Annotated in this window: 17 protein-coding genes; 8 read left to right on the plus strand and 9 right to left on the minus strand. The window is 59.0% G+C overall.

The features are described from left to right. Positions 1-3: 3 nt before the first annotated feature. A complete protein-coding gene (locus tag MW046_RS11405; RefSeq protein WP_247993227.1) occupies positions 4-2,514 on the minus strand; it encodes a cbb3-type cytochrome c oxidase subunit I in 2,511 nt (836 codons plus the stop codon). Next, positions 2,511-3,344, minus strand: coding sequence for a cytochrome c oxidase subunit II (gene coxB / locus MW046_RS11410; RefSeq protein WP_438268188.1), 834 nt, complete (start codon positions 3,342-3,344; stop codon positions 2,511-2,513). Before coxB ends, MW046_RS11405 begins: the two co-directional genes overlap by 4 nt. A gap of 155 nt (positions 3,345-3,499) precedes the next feature. On the opposite strand from coxB, the gene MW046_RS11415 reads away from it, so the two are divergent. Together MW046_RS11415 and MW046_RS11420 are read left to right on the plus strand one after the other, a co-directional pair. Then, a complete protein-coding gene (locus MW046_RS11415) occupies positions 3,500-4,879 on the plus strand; it encodes an NAD-dependent succinate-semialdehyde dehydrogenase (protein ID WP_247993229.1) in 1,380 nt (459 codons plus the stop codon). A 62-nt stretch (positions 4,880-4,941) separates the two neighbouring features. Then, the gene (locus tag MW046_RS11420; protein WP_247993230.1) at positions 4,942-6,771 is read left to right on the plus strand and encodes a UvrD-helicase domain-containing protein; all 1,830 of its coding nucleotides are present in this window, start codon (positions 4,942-4,944) and stop codon (positions 6,769-6,771) included. A gap of 5 nt (positions 6,772-6,776) precedes the next feature. Here MW046_RS11420 and MW046_RS11425 read toward each other — a convergent pair whose 3' ends face one another. After that, the gene (locus tag MW046_RS11425; protein WP_247993231.1) at positions 6,777-7,037 is read right to left on the minus strand and encodes a DUF7533 family protein; all 261 of its coding nucleotides are present in this window, start codon (positions 7,035-7,037) and stop codon (positions 6,777-6,779) included. Between the two features lie 78 nt (positions 7,038-7,115). Further along, complete coding sequence (locus tag MW046_RS11430; protein WP_247993232.1) at positions 7,116-7,706, minus strand: LURP-one-related/scramblase family protein; 591 nt, start codon at positions 7,704-7,706, stop codon at positions 7,116-7,118. A 232-nt stretch (positions 7,707-7,938) separates the two neighbouring features. On the opposite strand from MW046_RS11430, the gene uvrA reads away from it, so the two are divergent. Further along, positions 7,939-10,896 carry an excinuclease ABC subunit UvrA gene (uvrA, locus tag MW046_RS11435; RefSeq protein ID WP_247993233.1) on the plus strand — a complete coding sequence of 986 codons (2,958 nt, stop codon included), beginning with the start codon at positions 7,939-7,941 and terminating at the stop codon, positions 10,894-10,896. A gap of 12 nt (positions 10,897-10,908) precedes the next feature. Here uvrA and MW046_RS11440 read toward each other — a convergent pair whose 3' ends face one another. From MW046_RS11440 to MW046_RS11450, 3 genes are all read right to left on the minus strand, one after another. After that, complete coding sequence (locus MW046_RS11440) at positions 10,909-12,414, minus strand: TrkH family potassium uptake protein (protein WP_247993234.1); 1,506 nt, start codon at positions 12,412-12,414, stop codon at positions 10,909-10,911. Between the two features lie 83 nt (positions 12,415-12,497). Beyond that, complete coding sequence (trkA, locus tag MW046_RS11445; RefSeq protein ID WP_247993235.1) at positions 12,498-13,835, minus strand: Trk system potassium transporter TrkA; 1,338 nt, start codon at positions 13,833-13,835, stop codon at positions 12,498-12,500. Positions 13,836-13,929: 94 nt separating this feature from the next. Beyond that, positions 13,930-16,776: a bacterio-opsin activator domain-containing protein gene (locus MW046_RS11450; protein WP_247993236.1), complete on the minus strand. Its 2,847-nt coding sequence runs from the start codon at positions 16,774-16,776 to the stop codon at positions 13,930-13,932. 135 nt (positions 16,777-16,911) lie between these two features. On the opposite strand from MW046_RS11450, the gene MW046_RS11455 reads away from it, so the two are divergent. The 3 genes from MW046_RS11455 (at position 16,912) to purM (ending at position 20,181) form a co-directional block, all read left to right on the plus strand. Next, positions 16,912-17,964 (plus strand): glycosyltransferase family 4 protein, encoded by a 1,053-nt coding sequence (locus MW046_RS11455; RefSeq protein ID WP_247993237.1) that lies wholly within the window; start codon positions 16,912-16,914, stop codon positions 17,962-17,964. A 26-nt stretch (positions 17,965-17,990) separates the two neighbouring features. Next, on the plus strand, positions 17,991-19,100 hold the full coding sequence (locus tag MW046_RS11460) for a glycosyltransferase (RefSeq protein WP_247993238.1): 1,110 nt from the start codon (positions 17,991-17,993) through the stop codon (positions 19,098-19,100). Between the two features lie 67 nt (positions 19,101-19,167). Next, positions 19,168-20,181, plus strand: coding sequence for a phosphoribosylformylglycinamidine cyclo-ligase (purM, locus tag MW046_RS11465; protein WP_247993239.1), 1,014 nt, complete (start codon positions 19,168-19,170; stop codon positions 20,179-20,181). Positions 20,182-20,339: 158 nt separating this feature from the next. On the opposite strand, the gene MW046_RS11470 is transcribed toward purM, so the two are convergent. Together MW046_RS11470 and MW046_RS11475 are read right to left on the minus strand one after the other, a co-directional pair. Further along, positions 20,340-20,885 (minus strand): CBS domain-containing protein, encoded by a 546-nt coding sequence (locus MW046_RS11470; protein ID WP_247993240.1) that lies wholly within the window; start codon positions 20,883-20,885, stop codon positions 20,340-20,342. Between the two features lie 53 nt (positions 20,886-20,938). Beyond that, positions 20,939-21,307 (minus strand): DUF555 domain-containing protein, encoded by a 369-nt coding sequence (locus MW046_RS11475; RefSeq protein WP_247993241.1) that lies wholly within the window; start codon positions 21,305-21,307, stop codon positions 20,939-20,941. Positions 21,308-21,720: 413 nt separating this feature from the next. Between MW046_RS11475 and MW046_RS11480 the strand changes: the two genes are divergently transcribed. Continuing rightward, complete coding sequence (locus MW046_RS11480) at positions 21,721-21,894, plus strand: hypothetical protein (protein ID WP_247993242.1); 174 nt, start codon at positions 21,721-21,723, stop codon at positions 21,892-21,894. A 50-nt stretch (positions 21,895-21,944) separates the two neighbouring features. Then, positions 21,945-22,676, plus strand: coding sequence for an archaeal proteasome endopeptidase complex subunit beta (gene psmB / locus MW046_RS11485; RefSeq protein ID WP_247993243.1), 732 nt, complete (start codon positions 21,945-21,947; stop codon positions 22,674-22,676). Positions 22,677-22,727: the final 51 nt, after the last annotated feature.

Below are 22,727 nucleotides of genomic sequence, written 5' to 3' on the forward strand. Positions count from 1 at the left end.
GTTTTATATTATGTAGAACAGTGGGAATAGGAACAGCCAGACGATGTCGACGAAGTGCCAGTACAGTCCGAAGTACTCGACGGGACGCTCATCATTCAGGTACGCGCCGTTGATGGCTCTCGGGATGAGATACACCAGTATCAACAGCCCGAGAATCACGTGCAGCGCGTGTAGTCCAGTCGTGAGGAAAAACGTCGAGGCCTGAACGTCACTCGACAACCAGACTCCCTGATGGAACAGTTCGACCCACTCGATGCCCTTGTTTATCAGAAAGCCGATCCCGAGCAACAGCGTCGTGCTCAGGCCGGCGATGAGTCCCCATCTGCTGTTTTTCTCTGCCGCGACCAGCGCCAACACGATACAGAAACTGCTCGTCAGCAGAATGTACGTGTTGATCAGTCCCGGAATCGGATCGTGGGGGACGAGCGTCCAGTCGGTCCAGCCGTATCCGACCCGGAGGAAGACGTACGATCCGATGAACGCCCCGAACAGCACGACATCCGAGGCGAGGAAGATCCAGACACCGAGTTTCCCGTTTTCGATCCCTTCGAACGGCCACCGTTCCCCCCGTTCTGGTTCCGTTACGGAGAACGATTCCAGCCCGAACCCGATCATCGACACCGCGCCGAACACGACGCCGAGGACCGTGAGGATCGGGTAGATCCCGCCAGTGGTGATGCCCGACAACCCGAGGAAAAACACCAACGACGCGATGCCGATGAAGAAGGGCCACGGACTCGCGTGGCTGTCGTGGTGGTCAGGGGTCGTGCTCTCAGGACCGTCACTGCTCACTGTGGTCCCGCCGTCAGTCGACGTCTCCGGTGTGTCGTCGTCACGAAACGCCAACGAACCGCTCTCGTAGTTTGGAACGCCGGGGAAGTTCTCGAGTGGCGGTGGTGAGGGAATGGCCCATTCCGCGGTGGTCGAATGCTTCCATGGGTTACCGTCGACGGGCTCACCGCGCCAGAGACTCCAGTAGCAGTTCCAGATCACGAGAAGAAAGGCGATACCGAGCAAGAACCCACCGACTGTAGCGAGTTGATGCCATGGGGTGAACGCTGCCGGATACTCGAACACCCGGCGGGGCGTTTCCCAAGCGATGAACATCGGAAAGTACAACAAATTAAATCCAATGAAAAATATCCCGAATGTGGCCTTTCCGAGCCGTTTGTTGTACATTCGGCCTGTAAACTTCGGATACCAGTAGAATATGCCTCCCACGAGTGCCATCACTCCGGACACCATTACGTAGTGGAAGTGGGCGACGACCCAGTACGTCCCTCGCAGTTGGTAATCGAGCACGACAGCCCCCAAAAATACGCCCGTGATCCCGCCGATGATGAACACCAACAGAGCTCCGAACGTGAACAGGAACGGCGTCGTGAACCGGATCCGTCCTTTCACCATCGTGTAGATGAGTGAAAACACCATCAGATCGAACGGCAGCGAGATACCGATCGTGGTCACCATGAACAGCGTTTTGATCTGGAGATTGATACTCGTGAGAAACATGTGGTGCATCCAGACGAGGAAGCTCTGGAGTGCCACCAGTACCATCGCAAGGATGAACCACTTGCGGCCGACGAGCCGCCGACCGGTGAACGTCTGGAACGTTTCGGCCATCACACCTATCGCCGGGAAGAACACGATGTACACCTCCGGATGACCGAAAAACCAGAACAAGTGCGTCCAGAGCAGCGACCCGGGCGTCCCCTCGGCTGTGAAGTACGTCGTTCCGAGGATCCGATCGGAGCTCAGGATCAACAGGGCCGCGAGCAGTGCTGCGAACGCGAACAGCATCATCCACACCGTCAGCAGGATCGACCACGTGAACAGCGGCATCCGAAACAGCGTCAGCCCCTTCGCACGCATCCTGTGGAGGGTGGTGAGAAAGTTCACCGACGACACCGTCACGGAGATCACGAACAACATTAGCGCCAACACGGTGGTCGTCGATCCGATGTTCGGCATGTAGGTCGGGACGTTGAGCGGAGCGTACATCGTCCACCCCCCTTCGAAGCTCCCGCCTTGGAAGAAGGAAATCCCGAGCAGTATTCCCGAAAAGAGGTATAGCCAGTAGCTCAAGGCGTTGAGCCGTGGAAACGCGAGATCCTTTGCGCCGATCTGCAGGGGAATCACGTAGTTGGCAAAACCGAACGCGAACGGCGAAAGAAACCAGAAGATCATTATCAGTCCGTGCGTCGAGACCGCTTGGTTGTATCCCGTTGCACTCAGTATATTTCCGACCGGCGTCAGCAACTCGATTCGCATCAACAACGCCAGAACGCCACCGAACACGAGAAAGAATAGGGATGTGATAAGATAGAGGATGCCCACGTCCTTGTGGTTCGTCGTGAGTAGCCAGTGTCGTACCGTACCGATCGGCGGGAGCTCGTCCCGCGTAAAAAACCGCCGGAGCTGCGACACCGGGGTGTTCTCGGCTGCCGACCCGCCACGCGGGTCACCGTCGAACTGTACTGCATGATCGTCGTGTGTCTGTTGATCCTCGGTCATTGTTGTAGCGTGGTGACGACGCGCTGTATCGACGCCGCTGAACTATCGTTCGCGGTCCGGTCAGCCGGGGTCGAACCGGCGTCCGACGGGTTGCCTGTGGCTGCCGTGTTGGTTCCGGATCCCGTTTCCGCGTACCATTGCTCGAACTCGGTCGGTTCCATCACGATCACGTCTGATTCCATCACGGAATGGCCCGACCCACACAGCTCGAAACACTGTGCTTGGTAGGTGCCGGTTTCGTTGGGACGGAACCACCGCTGGGTCGTTTGGCCGGGGATCGCGTCCGCCTTCAGATCGAACGCCGGAATCCCAAAGGTGTGGAATACGTCACCCGACGTGACAGTGAGCGTCACCGCCCGATCCTCGGGAACCCGCAGCGTGTTGGTCGTATGGCCGTTGGGATACTCATACTGCCACGCGAACTGAATGCCCTCGACCTCGACTTCGAGCGGGTCCGCAGATGGGGAGGGACCTGCCTCTACGTCGACGAGCAACACGTACGCCCATCCGATGAGAGCGACGACGATGATCGCGCTGATCGTGAGTGAGATAGCCAGTTTCTTCCCGTCCCCACCGCCTTGTGGTAGCTCTCCCAACTGGAGCGGATCTGCCATTGGCTCTTCGTGACCGTCCCGTTCGCGGTACTTGTACGCATTGTACACCATATAAGAGATAACGACGATACCGACGACGGTTCCCAAGATGAGGAATACACCAAAGAGTGTCGAGAAAATATCGTTAATCGTCCGTCCGTTTGTCTGTAAGACGACATATATATGTTGATTGTTCACTGTAACCACCTGACTAGTGAGTCCATGCATCACGGACATCGATGGCACGGATCATGATTATTTCATAGATACTTATCTATTTCGCTGCCGGCGGTGGTATGACGACAGCTCTTGATCATATACTGACGGTACGGTGCGGTTATGTACAGGACGTGACGCGAATACATTAGTAAATGCGGACAGTGACGAAGACCATGGAACGCGTCAACCCTGCGACCGAAGCCGTGCTGGATCCGATCGACGAACACACCGACACGGCGATCGAAGCGGCGATCGATCGATCGGTCGATACGTATGAGACGTGGCGAGATCGGTCGTTATCCCAACGCAGGAGGCTGTTGGCGGCGGCTGGGGATGAACTTCGAGAGAACACGATGGAGTACGCCGAAATCGCAACCCGGGAGATGGGAAAGCCGATCACGGAGGCGATCGCGGAGATCGAGAAGTGCGCATGGGTGTGTGACCACTACGCCGAGCAGGCGGATTCGTATCTGGCTGATGAAGTGATCCGAAGCGAGCCCCACGCCAAGACGTTCGTTTCCCACGAGCCGATCGGTCCGGTGCTCGCGGTCATGCCGTGGAACTACCCGTTTTGGCAGGTGTTTCGGTTCGCTGCACCCGCGCTGACCGCCGGCAACACGGGACTGTTGAAACACGCTTCGAACGTTCCGGGCTGTGCGAAAGCCATCGAACGGGTGTTCGAGCGTGCCGGCTATCCCAGGGGCGTTTTTCAGAGTCTGATCGTCGGCTCCGACGCCATCGAGGGGATCATTGAGGACGATCGAATCCGGGGGGTAACACTCACCGGCAGCGAACGCGCAGGCCGTGCTGTCGGTGGGGCTGCCGGGCGGGAACTACTTCCCTCAGTGCTCGAACTCGGCGGTAGCGATCCGTTTATCGTACTCGACGACGCTGACGTCGAGACGGCGGCCCGCGTCGGTACGCGAGCGCGCACGCTCAACTCCGGCCAGTCCTGTATCGCTGCCAAGCGATTCATCGTCCACGAGGCGGTGTACGACGCGTTCGTCGATGCGTTCATCACGGAGATAGAGTCGTTGTCTATCGGTGATCCGACGGACGAATCGACCGACATCGGCCCACAGGCCCGCAAGGATCTCATGGACGATGTCCACGAACAGATCCAGCAGACTCTCAGAGCGGGTGGAACGCTCGAAACGGGGGGTGAGCCTCTCGACCGGGAAGGGTACTTCTACCCGCCCACCGTCGTGACTGACGTTCCGCACGATTCGCCGATGGGTCGTGAAGAGGTGTTCGGTCCTGCGGCGGCGGTTTTCTCCGTCCCGGATGAAGACACGGCCGTCGAGGTAGCTAACGACTCCACGTACGGGTTGGGTGGCTCGATCTGGACGGAGGATCTCGATCGTGGTGAGCAACTCGCACGTCGGATCGAATCCGGCTGTGTGTTCGTCAACGAACTCACGAAGTCCGATCCCAGACTTCCCTTCGGTGGCGTCAAGCAGTCCGGATATGGACGGGAGCTGTCCGAACACGGCATTAAATCGTTCGTCAACGAGAAAACCGTCTGGGTCCAATCGGCGGACGCCCAGGAGTGAGCGGACGACGTTTCCGAGTCGGAGTCAGGTCACTTATACTGTTGGGTGCCTTGTCACCCTCAATGACTCAGACGCGTGTGACCCGGTTGTTCGGTGGACCGGGATGTGGGAAAACGACAGCGCTTCTCGATCGGGTCGACGAAATGCTGGATTCCGGCGTACGGGTCGAAGATATCCTCATCGTTTCGTACACCCGTGCAGCGGCGGCCGAGGTTCGAGAGCGGCTCGCAGAACGTCTCGACTGTAGCCCCCGGTCGCTCAAGGGAAACGTTTGTACGATGCACGCCAAAGCCTACGAGCTGTTGAATCTCTCTCGCAACGACGTCGTGGGCGAATCTGACAAACAGGAGTTCTGTGAGGAGTACGGACTCGATTATGAGGACGAGTACGATTCTTCGCGGCGGCGCTCTTCCCGATCGACGACGATCGGCAACAAGATCATCGCGACGAGCCAGTGGCTCCAACGAACAAGCCGCGATGTCGCACAGTGGCACGCCGTTCCGTTCCAGTGGGACGTCGAAACGGTTCGTCTCCCACCGGAGATCGATCCCAACGCCCAGACAGGAAACAAGTACACGCCGACGTGGCCGAGCGACGACGACCGCATCGACGTTCCACAGACGATCCGAGCATGGCGGGGGTATAAGGGTGAGAACGATCTCGTCGGGTTCGCCGACATGCTAGAGCGGGTACAACAACGATCGCTCGTTCCGTCCGTCGATTACCTCGTTATCGACGAGTTTCAGGACATCACGACGCTTCAGTACGCCGTCTACGAGGAGTGGAAACCCCACATGGACCAAGCGCTCATCGCAGGCGACGACGACCAGGTCGTGTACGCGTGGCAGGGGGCCGATCCGACGTTGCTCCTCGAAGAAGGTGGGGAGAACGTCGTTCTCGATACGTCGTATCGATTGCCCTCCCGGATCCTCAACGTCGTCAACCGCGAGATCGATCACGTCGCCGAACGCCAAGAAAAGGACTTCCAACCCCGAACGGATGGCGGGCGGGTCGAGGCCGTGAGCAATCCTTCCATGTACGATCTGATGCGCAACGTTCGCGCGACGATCGAAGAGAGCGACGGCAGCGTCATGGTGCTCTTTCGTGCACGCTACCAGATGTTCCAATTCATGGATGAGTTCATCGATCAGGGTATTCCGTTCCGGACGATGACTGACCAGCGAATGTGGACCGACCGGCTCGCTGACTACATCCGGGCGGTCGAAGCGCTCGACGACGAGACACCACTCACTGGACTCCAAGCCCGTCGGTTGGCAGAGATGCTCGATTCGGCTGCGTTCGGTACCGGATCGCGCGATGAGATGTTTACGGCCATCGAGGACCGACAGGACGCGCGCGACGTCGACGATCTCACCGATCTGGAGATCGAGCCGTCGTTCATCAAAGAGTACGCTCCCTTCGCTCCAACCCGATCGAGCGCGGCAGACATGGCGCACAAGGTAACGAACTATCAGAAGCGCTCGATGGGAGCGTACTTCGGCGGTCCATACCAGGACGTCGATCGGGCTCGCGTTCGGATCGGGACTATCCACAGCGCGAAAGGCCGTGAAGCCGATCACGTCTTCGTCGCAACCGATCTGACCGAGAAGGTCGTCGAACAGATGGTTGCGACCGTCGAGGACCCTACGGCGGTACCGACCGTCGAGGAGTTCACGAAACACACCGATCCCGTTCCCGTCCTGACCGACAACGAACGACGCGTCTTTTATGTCGGGATGTCTCGTGCACGCAAGCGGCTTGTCCTGCTTGAAAACCTCGTTGACGGTGCTCCGACGCTTCCCATCGATGTGTTGCTCAACGATCGACCGTCAGACCACACGCTCGAAGAACTCATCGCCGAAGCGCAGGAACCGCCCGTCACGGCCAAATAACGCGATCAGGATTCGTTTTTGTTGTCCGTCCGTCCGTCGTCCGTGGTCGTGATGGAGCCGACGACCCGCTGGGCGGCGATCGCCGGTAGATCGCTCGGTGTCGTGATGTACTCCTCGGCGATGATCATCAACGCGGCGATACCGATGAACACACTACCGAGTAGGAGTTGCTCCGACAGCAGAAACTGCACTCCGAACATCCCGACCGGGAGAGCAAACGCGACCGTGATTGCGAGCGTGATCGTGTCGATGATCCCTTTGGGCATCCTGTTAGTGATGTTGGCAGCTATCCGTTAAGTGTCTATGGAACCCGCTTGAACGGAGTGCCACGTTCGGTATCCGTTTCAATTTCCCTCGATCGCGTCGATGACCATCGCAGCCGCAACGATCGCCTCCCTCGGGACATCGGACCCGTCGTCGACCGTGACAGTGTACCGATCCTTGATCGAGAATTCCCCCTGAACGGATCCGATGCGGTTCTCCTCCGCGTCGGTGATCTCGTATTCGTGGGGGATGAGATGGAACAGTCCACCGACGTACGGAAGATGGCGAAGCACGTCCACGATCTTGCTGGCGGATCCGATCGTTGCGATGACCGCCTCGGTGTCGGGATCGCGTAGCTTCCATTGGTGGGTGAACATGGTCCAGTTCTTATCGAGAACGATCACCGGTTCGTCCGTCACGTCGTCGGTGAGCACGTAGTTACCGGCGACATCGAAAACTCCGCCCGCTTGGACGGTGAACGCCGGATTGCCATCACCGTCGAGAAACGGGAATTCCTCTTTGAGCTTGAACATCTTCTGTTTGCCTTGGAGGACGAGATCGCCGTTCGCGTCGTATGCCTTGTACTTGTTCCGGACCAACGACTGAACGACCGTGTATTCGGAATCTTGCAGTTCGACTCCTTCTATGGCGTCATCAGTACCCGTTGACACACTCGATCACTATGGGTATGATCTCGAACTGATGTGGTAAATGTAACTATCGCGTCTGCACTGGTAGGGCCGACCAGCGAACGAGGACATCCGCGCGACACCAGCTTTCGTTCACCTTCACTTTCACTCCGGTAGCGCATCGTTCAATACAGTGGCGGGAGCGAGATCCGTATGAACACGCATCGGAACCGAGACCGACAGCGTTTCCCGATAACGGGTCGTTCAAAACACAATGAGTGAGTTCATCGAGGTCCGAGGAGCCGAAGAGCACAATCTCAAGGACATCGATGTGTCCATTCCTCGCGAGTCGTTCACGGTGGTGACGGGGTTGTCTGGCTCGGGCAAGTCGTCGCTGGCGTTCGAGACGGTGTACGCCGAGGGCCAACGCCGATACATCGAGAGCCTGTCAGCGTACGCCCGGAACTTCCTCGGGCAGATGGACAAACCACAAGTCGAGACGGTCGAGGGACTTTCTCCTGCGATCTCGATCGATCAGAAAAACGCCGCCAACAACCCGCGCTCGACCGTCGGAACGGTGACGGAACTGCACGACTACCTCCGGTTGCTGTACGCCCGCATCGGAACGCCACACTGTCCGGAGTGTGGGCAAGAAGTCGGCGAGCAGAGCGCACAGACTATGGTGCGTCGGCTGTTCGATCTTCCCGAACGAACGCGAGCGAAGATCGCTGCGCCCGTCGTGCGCGACCAGAAAGGTGCGTTCGCGGATCTGTTCGAGGAACTCGTCTCGGAGGGGTACTCCCGTGTCGAGGTGGACGGAACCGAGTACGATCTCACCGTCGAGACGCCCGAACTGGACGAGAACTTCGATCACACGATCGATGTCGTCGTCGATCGCGTCACGATCACCGAGGACGCCCGCTCGCGCATCACCGACAGCGTCGAGACGGCACTCACCGAAGCCGATGGCGTGTTGAAGGTGATCATTCCGGATCCACCCGAGAACGCCGAGTTGGGCGCAATAGCGCGCTCGACAGGGGATCTCTCGAACGCTGACATGGCCTCTGAGCCTGCCGACGCGGATCGGCTCGTCGCGGAGTTCTCCGAGGAGCTTGCGTGTACGCGGTGCGGGATCGATCTGCCCGAGATCGAAACGCGGAGCTTCTCTTTTAACAGCCCTCACGGTGCGTGTCCGGAATGTGAGGGCATCGGCGAGACCAAAGAGATAGACGAGGATCTCGTGATCCGGGACCCATCGAAGCCGTTGCGCGATGTCTTCGAGCCGTGGAGCTACAACCGTTCGTACTACCAGACCCGGCTCGATTCGGTTGCGGCGCACTTCGACGTGAGCCTCGACACACCGTTCGAAGAGACCGAGCCAGAAATTCAACAGGCGTTTCTGTACGGTACCACTGAAGATGTCGTCTTCAAACGCCGGACGAAAAACGGTATCCGGCGGAAGGAACAGCCGTTCGAGGGAATCATTCCGAATCTCGAACGCCGGTACGTCGAAACCGACTCCCAGAGCACGCGCGAGCATATCGAGGAGTATATGGCGACCACGACGTGCCCAGCGTGTGAGGGCACGCGGCTCAAACCTGCGAGCCGAGCGGTGCTGGTCAATGACACGGCGATCACGGAGATCAACCGAATGAGCATCGGCGACGCGCTCGACCAGTTCGAAGGGTGGGAGACGCAACTGACCAAGCGCGAGCGCATCATCGCCGAAGAGATCTTAAAGGAGATCCGCGATCGGTTGGGCTTCATGTGTGAGGTCGGTCTCGATTACCTCACGCTCGATCGGGAGGCCTCGACGCTCTCCGGTGGAGAGAGCCAGCGGATCCGGTTGGCAACCCAGATCGGTTCCGGGCTGGTCGGCGTGCTGTACGTGCTCGATGAGCCATCCATCGGCCTGCACCAACGCGATAACGACCGTCTGCTCAACACGCTCGAAGAGCTACGAGATCTGGGTAACACGCTGCTCGTCGTCGAGCACGACACCGAAACCATGCGGCGGGCGGACAACGTCATCGACATGGGACCGGGACCCGGAAAGCGCGGCGGTGAGGTCGTGGTCAACGGCGATATCGAAGACGTGATGGCGACTGAAAAGAGCATTACCGGCGATTATCTCGCGGGCCGGCGACAGATACCGGTTCCCGACACACGGCGCGATCCGAGTGGGCAGCTGACAGTTCGTGGCGCACGCCAGCACAACCTCCGAGATCTCGACGTGTCGATCCCGCTCGGGACGCTCACGACGATCACGGGCGTTTCCGGCTCGGGAAAATCGACGCTGTTGCACGACGTGTTGTACAAAGGTCTCGTCCGGCGGATGAACGACACGGACGTCCATCCCGGTGATCACGACGACATCGAGAACGTCGAGCTCGTTGAAACGGTGCGCCTCATCGATCAGAGTCCGATCGGACGCACCCCGCGGTCGAATCCGGCGACATACACCGGCGTTTTCGACTACATCCGCGAACTGTTTGCGGAAACAGCGCTGGCCAAACAGCGCGGCTACGAGAAGGGTCGGTTTTCCTTCAACGTCAAAGGAGGACGGTGTGAGGCGTGTGGCGGACAGGGAACCGTCAAGATCGAGATGAATTTCCTGTCAGATGTGTACGTTCCCTGTGAAGAGTGTGAGGGGGCACGGTACAACGACGAGACTCTCGATGTGACGTATAAGGATCGGACCATCGCCGACGTGCTCGATATGAGCGTCGAGGAAGCACACGACTTTTTCGAACACGATCCTCGCATCGGGCGCCGGCTCCAGTTGCTCCGGGATGTGGGGCTCGATTACATGAAACTCGGACAGCCTTCCACGACGCTATCGGGCGGGGAAGCCCAACGGGTCAAACTCGCAGAAGAACTCGGTAAACGGAACAGTGGCGACACGCTGTATCTCCTCGACGAACCGACGACCGGCTTGCATCCCGAAGACGAACGGAAACTCATCGATGTGCTCCAACGCCTCGTGGATGAAGGCAACACGGTCGTCGTCGTCGAACACGAGTTGGATCTCGTGAAAAACGCCGACCACATCGTCGATCTCGGTCCCGAGGGTGGGGAACACGGTGGCGATCTCGTGGCGACGGGATCTCCCGAAACCGTCGCCCGGAGCGACGACTCCCACACCGGGCGCTACCTGCGCGATCTCCTCCCGGACGTAGAACTTGAGGGGCCACGAACGGAGACGATACGAGCGGCTGTAGGCGACGACTGAATCGCGTCACTGTCACGACCGCCAGAACGCCCGAGTGAACAGCGTCAGAACGGGGATGATCTCGACACGACCGATCCACATCAGTAAGACCATCGCCGTCTTCGTCGTCGCAGGAAACGCGTGGTAGCTCCCGTAGGGCCCCGCCGAGCCGAACGCCGGGCCGATGTTGAGAAACGTCGAAGCGGCTGCGCTCATCGCTTCGAACTCCGACACCCGAAGACCGACGCGGGCGGCATCGACCACGACGAAGACAGTCAGTCCGAACGCGAGCACGAGGCTGAGCAACACGAAGCCATAGATGTCCTGGACGGTACTCTCGTCCACTGGGTCGTCGCTGACGCGGATGGGACGGACGGCCGACGGATGAATAGCAGTGAACAGCTCGCGATAAAACGCCTTGAGGACGACGAGCCACCGCAGCGTTTTGATCGAACAGGTCGTGCTCCCGACCATCCCACCGAGGAACATGCAGGTAAACAGCACGTGTTTCGCTGCGGGAGACCAGAGGTTGAAGTCCGTGCTGGCGTATCCGGTCGTCGTGACGATCGAGACGGTGTTGAACACGGCGTGTCTGATCGTCTGTTCGAGGTTCGGATCGATCGACGGATCGAACGTGAGCGCGGCAGCGACCAGTCCTGCCGCGACGGCGGTCCCACCCAGATAGAAGCGAAGCTCCTCGTTGCTGCGGAGGCGTTGGAACTCAGCCTCGGTGAGGACGGCGTAGATGAGACCGAAGCTCGTCGCGCCGATAAGCATACACGCGACGAGCACCCATTGGGCGATGGGTGAGAACGCACCGGCGCTTGCCGGTTCGGGAGAGAATCCCGCCGTTGCAACGGACGTGAGAGCGTGGGCGATGGCGTTGTACAACGTCATGTTGGGGGCCAGTCCCACGAGAAAGAGAACGTACAATACGACCACTGCGAGCGCGGTAATGGCGGCGTACAGGCCGAGAAGGATGCGTGCCGTTTCGGCGATGCGTGGCGTGAGCTTGTGGACCGTTGTGGTCCACGTCTCCGATTCCATGAGCTGTGCCCCACCCACGCCCACTTCCGAGAGGATCGCCGTTGCGAGAATTAGAATACCGAGTCCGCCGAGCCACTGCTGGACCTGCCGCCACATCATGATCGAGCGCGTGTGAGCGTCGAAATCCAGCATGACTGTTGCTCCCGTCGTCGTGATACCACTCATCGACTCGAACAGTGCGTTCACCGGATGAGCAGTCACCCCATCCCCAGCGACGAGAAACGGGATCGCCCCGACGACCGCAACGAGCAACCAGATGAGTGAGACGGCGAGAAATGCTTCACGAGCACCCAGATCGCCCTCGACCGAAACGGTGTTCAGTCCGAACGCGAGCACGAGCGTGACTGCGATGGTTACGAGAAACGGTCCGATCGGCTCTCCGTAGTAGAGCGCAATCGCCACGGGAAACAGTAACGGAATCGTGAGATACGAAAGTACAGTCCCCGTGAGTCCGAGGCTGATCCGCCAATCGACACGAATCCGCACCGTCATCGTGCCGTCTCGGGAACAGAAGCGACAATCATTATCGGATCACCAACCGGCTGCGTTTCATACATATATTTTATCACACATCATCACGACATTGCGGTGATGTCGTCGGCGAAATCGGCTTCGACGAACACCACCACGTGATCACCGGGTTCGAGAACGGTGTCACCCCGTGGAGTGATGAACGTATGATCGCGGGTAACCGCACCGATGACGGTGCTCTTGGGCAACTCCGCGATCAGTTCGCGGATAGGCCGACCGACCAACTGGCTGTCTGGACTCATCTCTAATTCCAGCACTTCGGCCAGATCTTCTTCGAGGACAGCGATGTTCTCTGCGATCCCCTCGTGAGTGAATCGGGTGATCTCTTCGGCCATCACGAATCGCGGATTGATGGCAACATCGATGCCGATCTCCTGGAACAGCTCGATGTACTCACGGGTATCGACCACCGTGATGATCCGATCGACCCCGATGCGTTTGGCAAGCACCGACAGGAGTAGATTTTTCTGATCGCTGTCGAGCGTGGCAACGACCGCGTCGGCATCATCGATGTGCTCGCGGGCGAGAAACTCCGTGTCGGTGGCGTCGTGTTCCATCACGAGCGTGTTCGGCAGTTCTTCGGCGAGTTCGCGGGCACGGGCGTCGTCTTGTTCGATGAGCTTTGGGTGCAGCCCTCGTTGTTCGAGCAGGCGGGCGGTGTGATAGCCGATTTCGCTGCCACCGACCACAACCAGATCGTCGGTTCGATCGGGCGTCTGGGCCGGGACGATGGACGAAGCAAACTCCTGAACGCTTTCGGGACTCCCGATGACGACTACGTTATCACCGGCTCGGATCGGCGTCTCTCCACTGGGGAGTTCGAAGCGGTCCGCCCGGAAAATGGCGGCAAACGTGAGCGAATCGAACCGGTCGGCCTCAGCGACAACCTGTCCGGCTATCGGGCTGTCCGGTAGTATCTCGAACTCGGCCATCTGAACGAGACCGCCAGCGAACGGACCGACGTTGACTGCCGCTGGCAGCCCGACCACCTCAACGATGTTCTTGGCGGTCTGGAGATCCGAGCACACCATGAAATCGACGCCGTATGCGCTTTCGGACCCCTCCCACGAACGGAGATATCTGTGGCTTTTCACCCGAGCGATCGTGAACGGGTCGCTCTCCGTCTTGGCGGTGGCACACGCCACCAGATTTATTTCATCGTCGTCGGTACTGGCGATGACCATGTCGGCCGTGTCGATGTCGGCTTCCCGGAGCACATCGATGTCGGTCCCATCGCCTGTCAGAGTGAGCACATCGAGATCATAGGCCAACTGCTCGGTCCGATCCTCATCGATATCAACGACGATGACATCGTGAGTCGATGATAGGCTCGCCGCGATGTTCGTTCCGACCTGACCAGCCCCGATGACGAGCACGCGCATACTGAGTATACAGTAAGTACCCTTCTGTGTGGTAAGTCGATTTCTATGTCTATGGCACCCCGTCTCGTTGGCGCTTCATACCGTACCGATGGGTTCACGAAGGGACGGACGGCAGCCCTTGCTCGTCGAACACCGTCGTGAACAGCTTCCGTTGGACGGTTCGAATGTGCTGGTAGAACGCTGGTGGCGAGATGCCAAGCGTTTCCGCGATCTCTTCGCCCGTTCGTTCGCGGGGAGATTCGAAGAAGCCGCTGTAGTATGCGGTTTGTAACACTTCGAGCTGTCTGTCGGTAACCCGGTCGAGAAATCGTGAATAGACGTTCTGCGTCGCGGATTGATCGATCGTCCGCTTCGATCGAAGTTCCACGTTTCTGAACGTATCCGTCACGAGATGAGTAATGTGGCGGCTGTCGATGGTCTCGGGAATGTCGATCACGAGCGTCGTCGTATCCGCATCGACCGACGCTCGTCGTAAGATGGCCCCGTGATCGGCCAATTCCAAGGCAAGAAATTGATCGGGAAGCCGAATCCGGAGCACGCCTCCGGTGTTGTCTGTGTTGATCGGGTGGACGTCATCGATAGCGACTAGCTCCGTTGCAGCCCGCTCGACGGCGTCCATCGACGCGCCCTCGACAGCGACGAAGAGATAGCTACCGTCTGTCGTCTGTCTGACACCGCCGTGATACGTAAGTGTACAGCCAGCCATTCGTGCGATCCGAGTCAGGACGAACAGTGGATCGTCGACCATGAACCGAACCCGTGTGATCGACGTGGTGAGCAGTGCATTTTTCCGTTCGATGGCGCTCACCGCGGAAGCGATCGTTTCACCGAGTTCTGCGAGCACCGCTTGAGCGGTTTCATCGAAGGCGTTCTGTGTTTCTGCATACACAGTCAACACGCCGTACGTGAAATCATCGTATGCAATCGGGACGCTGAGGATCGAAAGGAAGTTCCGCGATAATGCCTCTTTTCGCCACGACTCCTGTCGAAACCGATCGGCGACGTTCGTGATTCGTGTCACTGTCTGGGTGGCCTCCGCCCGGCCCGATGGTTCGGTTTCTGACTCACCGATCGGGAACGAGAGACTGTCGAGATAGCCCTGTTCCACACCAGCCCACGCCCGCGGGGTTATCGTGCCGGTTGCGGCGTCCTCGATGCCGATCCACGCGAATGCGAACCTGTCTTCAGCTGTGAGCCGCTGACAGACGGCGTGTTCGATCTCTTCGCGCGTTTCCGCTTGGACGAGCGCCTGATCGATGTCTCGAATGATCTCGTTGACCCGGTTGAGTGCCGTGAGTTCGGTGTTTCGATGCTGTAGCTCGCGCTCTTGCTCGCGCAAGCGCCGTTCCCGTCTGATGCGGTCGAGGGCGGCCTCAGCCGTGGCAGCGAGTAGGTCGGCAAGTTCACGAGTGACGGCGTCGAACTGTCCGACATCGGACGAGCCAGCGATAAAGACGCCGTGATCGCCGAGCGGAATGTATGCTCCACTCCGAACGTCGGTCGCTTGATTGTCGAGGCGAGGCGAGTCGTGTACGTCCTCGAAAAAGAGCGCGTCGTCCTCGACGAAGCTGTAGCTGGGGAGCGTTTCAGCGTCGGCCGGCACCGTCGGAAGCGGGCCGTTCAGCCGTTCCATCGGGGACGACTGGGCGATCGGTTCGAGCACGTTCCGGTCGGGATCGAACTGATAAACAGCGCTCGCTTCGACATCGAGCACGCTGGGAACGTCATCGACGATGTGATGAGCGATCTCTTGGGGCGTCTCGGCGTACAGAAAGTCCCGCGTCGTCTCTTGGAGGGTCGCTAATGCCTCCTCACGTTGTTTTCGCTTCGTGATATCCCGGCAGCTGTACAACCGAGTGCCGTCTTGGATCGAAACGGCCCGAACGTTGACCAACAGGGTGTGTTCCTGTCCGGCTTTGTCCGTGGTCGTACACTCGATGTTTTTCAAGACGCCCGATTTTTCGAGTTCGTCGGGATCGAACAGGTCTTCGCCGAGGAGTTCATCGATCGTGCCGAAATCACGGATCTCCGCTGCGGTGTAGCCGAAGATGAAATGGACGTTCGGACAGATGTACGTGAACGCTCCGTCGTCGTCAGTCACCAACACCGTGTCGGTCATATTGTTGAGCGTTACTCGGTGAAGCACCTCGGAGGAACGAAGCTCCCGGTAGAGCGAGGCTCGTTCGGTGACGTCGTCTCCCTCGACGACGATACCAGCAAGCTCGTTCTCCGGGGCTTGCACTGGGAGCGCGGAGAGTTCGATGATCCGTTCATCGCCAATGGTGGTGACGAGCCGTTCGGTCGTCCGATCGTCGATGACCGAGCGAACGAGCTGCTCGATGGGGAACTGAGACCGGTCCATCCGCGACCACCAGGGGAGATCCCAGAATCGTTCTCCGATGAGGGTGGATCCATCGGGATCGATCATTTTGAGGGCCGTCCTGTTTGCTCGCTGTAGCCGTCCCTCCGGATCGAGCACCCACGTCGCCGTTTGTGTGTTCTGAAACACCGCCTCGAACTGGCGGGAACGCTCCTGCCGCGTTTCCGTTCGCCACGCATCGCGTACGGCCCGTGACAGCCGCTCGATGAGCTCATCCACTGGAAGGGACGATGGATCGGAGACGGCGATATAGTCGACAGCACCTGCCGCCATCGCCTTGCTGGCGATCTGCTCGTTCCCCGAAGCAGTGCATACGACGATCGGCGTGGTCGTCTCCACTGCTTGGAGCAAGTCGATTCCCGTTCCGTCGGCGAGTTCATATCCGGTCAGGACACAGTCGAAGGTGGCAACGGAGCGTTCTCTCGTCGCTTCGATCGTCCGCAGACGCCGAATTGACGCGTCAGTGACGGCCGTGAGCGTCGCCGCGAGATCATCCATCCACTCGGCTGTTCCAACCACTACCACGTCTGTCGTCGGTAGGGTAGTCGTCGAGGACGCCATCTGGTCGATACTTACCTCTCCGTGTGGGTCAATCTACTGGAGACGCGGTGACCGAACGAGCGTGGTCGTCCCGCCTCGAAGGCTCACGGTTGCGAGTCGGTAGCCATTTTTATTCGGGATCGCGTTGCTGGGATCGTGCGCGTTCTCAATCACCTTGAACTGGAATCCCGCCTCGATCGGAGCGGTATCGAAACGTCCGTTAGCCACCAGCGCGCCGCGCTCGCACGAACGGACGTGTCGGTCGTCACGTCGCCGTGGAACGGGGGATCGATCCCGCGGGCGCTCGAACGCACAGTCGACGGTGATGGGCCGATCGCGTCGATCGATTTGGCACACTGTAACATGATCGGACCGGGATCGGTGGCGATCGCTCGATACGCTCGCCACGAGGACGTACCGTTAGTCCTCCATGCCCACGTCACCCGTGAGGATTTCGCCGAAAGCTTTCGTGGATCGACGGCGATCGGACCGGCGCTCGAACGGTATCTCCGGTGGTTCTATTCCCAGGCCGATCTCGTTCTCTGTCCGAGCCAGTACACAAAGGGGGTGCTCGAATCCTACCCAGTCGATGCCCCGATCCGTCCGATCACGAACGGAATCGACATCGATGCCTTATCGGGCTTTTCTTCGCTGCGATCGACGTATCGACAGCGGTACGATCTCGACGGGATGGTCGTGTTCGCACTCGGGAGCGTGTTCGAACGGAAGGGGGTGACGACGTTCTGTGAACTCGCCCAAGCGACAGACCACGAGTTCGCGTGGTTTGGTACCTACGACACGGGACCACAGGCCTCGACGACGGTGCGTCGATGGACGAGCGACCCGCCTGAAAACGTCACCTTCACCGGCTGGATCGACGACAAGCGCGGCGCGTTCGCGGCCGGAGACGTGTATCTGTTTCCCGCGAAGGTCGAAAACCAAGGACTCGTGGTACTCGAAGCGATGGCGTGTGGAAAGCCGGTCGTCCTACGGGACATCCCCGTCTTCGAGGAGTATTACACCCACGGCGAGGACTGTCTCATGTGCGATACGATTGATGAGTTCCGGGATGCACTCACGGAACTCGCATCGGATCCGGAACTCCGTGACCGACTCGGTGAGAACGCGAGAGAGACCGCCCGCGAGCACAGCCTCGATCGAGTCTCCGAAGAGTTGCTCGATGCCTACCAAGAAGTCACAACCGTTTAGCCATTCCCCCGATTCTGAACGACCAGATGCGCCCAACGGTCGCAGCGTTCACAGATACGTATCTCCCAACAGTCAATGGAGTAACGTATACGGTCAAGACGTGGCGCGACCACTGGCACCGCCGTGGTGGTCGGATGGAGATCGTGTATCCAAAGAGTGACCACACACCCCAGTCAGGCGAACACCCCGTTTCAAGCGTTCCGTTTCCGTTTTACGAAGGGTTTCGAATGGGGTTTCCTCGAATTCCCGATGCGGTTCGTAAATCGGATATCGACATCGTTCACGCACACACGCCGTTCGGTGTGGGCCTCAGCGGACTTCGGGTAGCAAACCGCGCGGATCTCCCGGTCGTCATGTCCTATCACACGCCAGCCGAAGAGTACGCCACCTATCTCACCGGTGCGCTCTCGGGGCGGCTCGTCAGCGTGGCGACCGCGTACGAGGAATGGTTTCTCGACCGTGCAGATCACATCATCGTGCCCAGCGAGAGTACTCGTGACCGACTCGACAGCCGTGTCGAGAAACCGATCACGACTGTTCCCAACGGGATCGACACCGAACGGTTCGCTCCGGTCGATACCGAGGCGTTCCGCGACCGATTCGGGCTTCCCGATGGGCCGCTGGTCGGGTACACTGGACGACACGGTTACGAAAAGCGGTTGGATGACATCCTCGATGCGACTGCAGGACTCGACGTCACTGTCGTGTTCGGCGGTGACGGTCCTGCCCGGTCACAGCTCGAAGCACGAGCGGCGACTGTCGACACTGACGTTCGGTTTCTCGGGTTTCTCGACCGCGCGGATCTCCCGGCGTTTTACTCGGCGCTCGACGTGTTCGCGTTCCCGAGTCCGGTCGAAACGGAGGGTCTCGTCGCGCTCGAAGCCAACGCGTGTGGAACGCCAGTTGTCGCCATCAATGCCGGTGCACTTGCCGAAACGATCACGGCAGGCGAAACCGGATACCATTTCGATCCGGAAGATATCGAGGGCTTCAAGCAGGCGATCCAGCGAGCGTTGCGAGAGCACGAATCGCTCGTCGAGTCCTGTCTCGATCGACGGGAAACGATCAGCGTAGAACACTCCCTCGATCAACTGGAAACGGTGTATGAGAGCGTCAATGAGGAGAGAGAACAGTAGTTCCAGCGAGTGAAGTGGAAGGTGGGATCACAGTGCTTTTTTCGGTGCTCCTCTCTCACTCAGCCATATGGCTGAGGATGAGGGGATGACGTATTCGGACGCTGGCGTGGACATCGCCGACAGCGAGGCGGCCACGGCGGCGTTGCTCGGTGCTGTCGGAGAGCACAGCGACCAGGAGGGCGACAGCGATTATGCGGGGCTGATCGACATCGGGGAGCGGTATTTAGCTTTAGCGACCGACGGTGTCGGGACGAAACTGCTCGTCGCGGAGGCGGTAGACGATTATTCGACGGTCGGCATCGACTGTATCGCGATGAACGCGAACGATCTCGTGGCAGCGGGCATCGAACCGGTTGCGTTCGTGGATTATCTCGCCATCGACGAACCGGACGATGCGACGGCCGAACAGATCGGGACGGGGTTGGCTGATGGAGCACGAACGGCAGGTATCGCACTCGTCGGCGGGGAAACCGCGGTGATGCCCGAGGTCGTCAGTGGACTCGATCTCGCTGGTACCTGTGCCGGTCTCGCGCCGAAAGGCGCGGTGTTTCCCGGCAACGCGAAGGCTGGTGACGCCCTCGTTGGCTTTCCGTCCGACGGCATCCATTCGAACGGGCTGACGCTCGCCCGGAAAGCCGTCACGAAGCAACACGACTACGCCGACCCGTTCCCTGTCAGTGACGATCAGCGCACGATCGGCGAGACATTGTTGGAGCCGACGCGGATCTACACCGACCTCCTCGATCCGCTGTGGAACCACGACACCCACGCGGCTGCACACGTTACTGGTGGCGGCTGGACGAACCTTCCTCGGATGGGAGCATTCCGGTATGTCATCACTGATCCCTTCGAGTATCAACCGGTCTTCGAGTTCATCCAAACGGAAGGCAACGTCACCGACGAGGAAATGCACCGCACGTTCAACATGGGCACCGGGTTCGTCGCCGCACTCCCCTCTGATGACGCCGAATCGATCGTCAAGAACACCGACGGACGGATCATTGGCCGGGTCGAAAACACCGATACAGAAGCGGGACAGGTCGAGATTCGGGGGCTGACGCTACCCGAAAACAACTCCTGATTCAACAGAGGCCACCCCAGACAGCCCGGGCTGCCACCCGTGAATATCACACCTGTGGTGTGTGAATTCATCGCAGTAGTGAGCCGAGAGACATCGGGAGCGTGCAGCATCAAATCGATTCCCCGTCCTCAGCAGAACGGTAGTGGCACGCAAACCGACTACGACATATGGACAGCTACGTCGGCTTCGGTGATGATGCCGGCCATCTCGCCGTTATCGATGACGATGATCGCGTCGTGGTGGTTGAGGTGCGTGTCGATCTCGTTGAGCGTCGCGTCGGTCGTGACGGTCGTGATCGACTCGCGCATCACGTCCGCGATCGGAAGGTCGCCGGGCGAAGCATCATCATTGATGCGTCGGATGTCGCTGTTGCTGACGATACCGACCGGGTAGCCGTCACGGATTACAGGGAGCTGTGAATAGCCCTCCTCGCTCATCCGTTCGATCGACTCCCGGACGCTGTCGTCGGGTGCGATCCCGACCACCGGGCTGTGCATGATGTCTTCTGCTCGGCGGAGCGATCCCCCTGCCTCGTTGAGGGCCGTGACGATCCGTCCGAGCGTCGAAAGCCGGGGATCGACATCACCCCCCTCGATGCGAGCGATGAGCGGCTGGGAAACCTCCGCCATGTCGGCGAGTTCACTCTGTGTGAGATCCAACTCGTTACGGTGTTCTCGGAGGTCCTCCGGCGTCGGAAGTTCCATATCCGAGATAACCAATAGTTATACAAAAGTGTTGTCGATGGGATGGAGTCGTCTCATTGGGTGTCTTCCTCGGTATCCGACTCTAGTTCGACGGAATGGATCACTTTGAGCGGGACGTTTCTGAGCGCACCGCCGATCTCGCTCTTTGCAACGCGCTGTGCGTGCTGTTTGCTATCGACGTTGAACACGTCCATTTCGAGGACCAGTCCCACGAGTGCGGTGTCGGCAGCGATGTACGCCGAATCGAACGGCTCACCGCACACCGGACACTCCGTCGCGCCGATCTCCACTTCCACGTAATCCATATCGGTTTCGTTGAGACGCTTTCCAGCCTCACTGACTGCCACACCGATCGCGTCGTCGATACTTTCCACGTCTCGTACGAGCCACGCTGCCTCGACAGCGACGAGATAGTTGCTCATGCCCCCGCTTAGAATTCGACCGTATCGATCTTTGTGGTTCGATATTGTGATTTTATTCTGATTGGATGGGGGATATTGGCTATTATTCTAAATGAGTATATATGTAAACAACATTAATGAGGTAATGATCTAGCGAATATTCATATGTAATACCATTATTTTGGTTAGTAATAGATAGTAAAACGCTTACACCCGGTAATAACGGGCAAGCGCGCGCACGTCACACCGATGAAGCGCATACGTTATTTCGATCAGTTCTGTCGCTCTCGTGGTTCATCCACGATTGATTCGGTCGTGTCGAAGACGTTGGATCCCCGATCCGTTCGGGCATATCCATCCGGAAACCGCACGACGGCAGCCTGTTGGAGGGCGCAGAAACGACGAAACGTATATATACGGGCAATCGGCTTCCGATGGATGAGGACATGTTCGAATGGTTTCGGTCGAAGGTCCTGTTTGCACTGTATCAAGCACTCATCGTTGCGGGTATCCTGCTGTTGCCAGTGGGGGTGCTCGCTCAGGCGGTCGGAATTCCGTTCCCGTTCCATCGGGCGCTCGGTCGGGTAGCTCCATCCCACGAGGAGTAGCGGTGTTCGAAGGGGTGCTTTTATCAGCACACGGCGGGTACCTCGTGGTAATGCGCGAACAACAGTTCACACAGGGCGTGGGGCGTGGATCGATCCATGACCGGCGTGATTACGAACCGCCGATCTACGAGCCGGAACTCGGCTCGCTGCCGGACGTTTCGGAGGCAGATGTAGAGAAGGTCAACAAGACGGGAACGACCACCATCGGTATCACGGCCACGGACGGCGTCGTCATCGCGACTGACATGCGTGCCAGTCTCGGTGGTCGGTTCGTATCGAACAAGAACGTCCAGAAGGTCGAACAGATCCATCCTCAGGCTGCGATGACACTCGTCGGCAGCGTTGGCGGTGCCCAGTCGTTCATCCGCAATATTCGTGCGGAAGTGAACCTGTACGAAGTGCGCCGTGACGAAGAGATGTCGATTCACGCCCTCTCGACCATCGCGGGCAACTACGCGCGCGGCGGTCCGTTTTTCGCTATCAATCCCGTCCTCGGTGGCATCGACGATGAGGGCACACACGTCTACTCCATCGATCCTGCCGGTGGCGTGATGGAAGACGACTACACGGTCACTGGTTCCGGACTCACTGTGGCGTACGGCACACTCGAACGGGAGTACAGCGACGATCTCTCCGTCGAGGAGGCCAAATCGGTCGCTGCGAGCGGTATCAAGGCTGCAGTCGAGCGTGACACCGGCTCAGGTAACGGCGTTTTCCTCGCCGAAATCTCCGAGGAGGGCGTTACGATCCAGGGCCACAAAGAGTTCAACGACGTCCTGTAACCCGATTCGGGCTGTTCTTACTTCTCGATTTTCGATTGTGAGCTGCGTCGT

The organism is Halocatena salina, assembly GCF_023115355.1.
In the GTDB taxonomy this organism is placed as follows: Archaea; Halobacteriota; Halobacteria; order Halobacteriales; family Haloarculaceae; genus Halocatena; species Halocatena salina.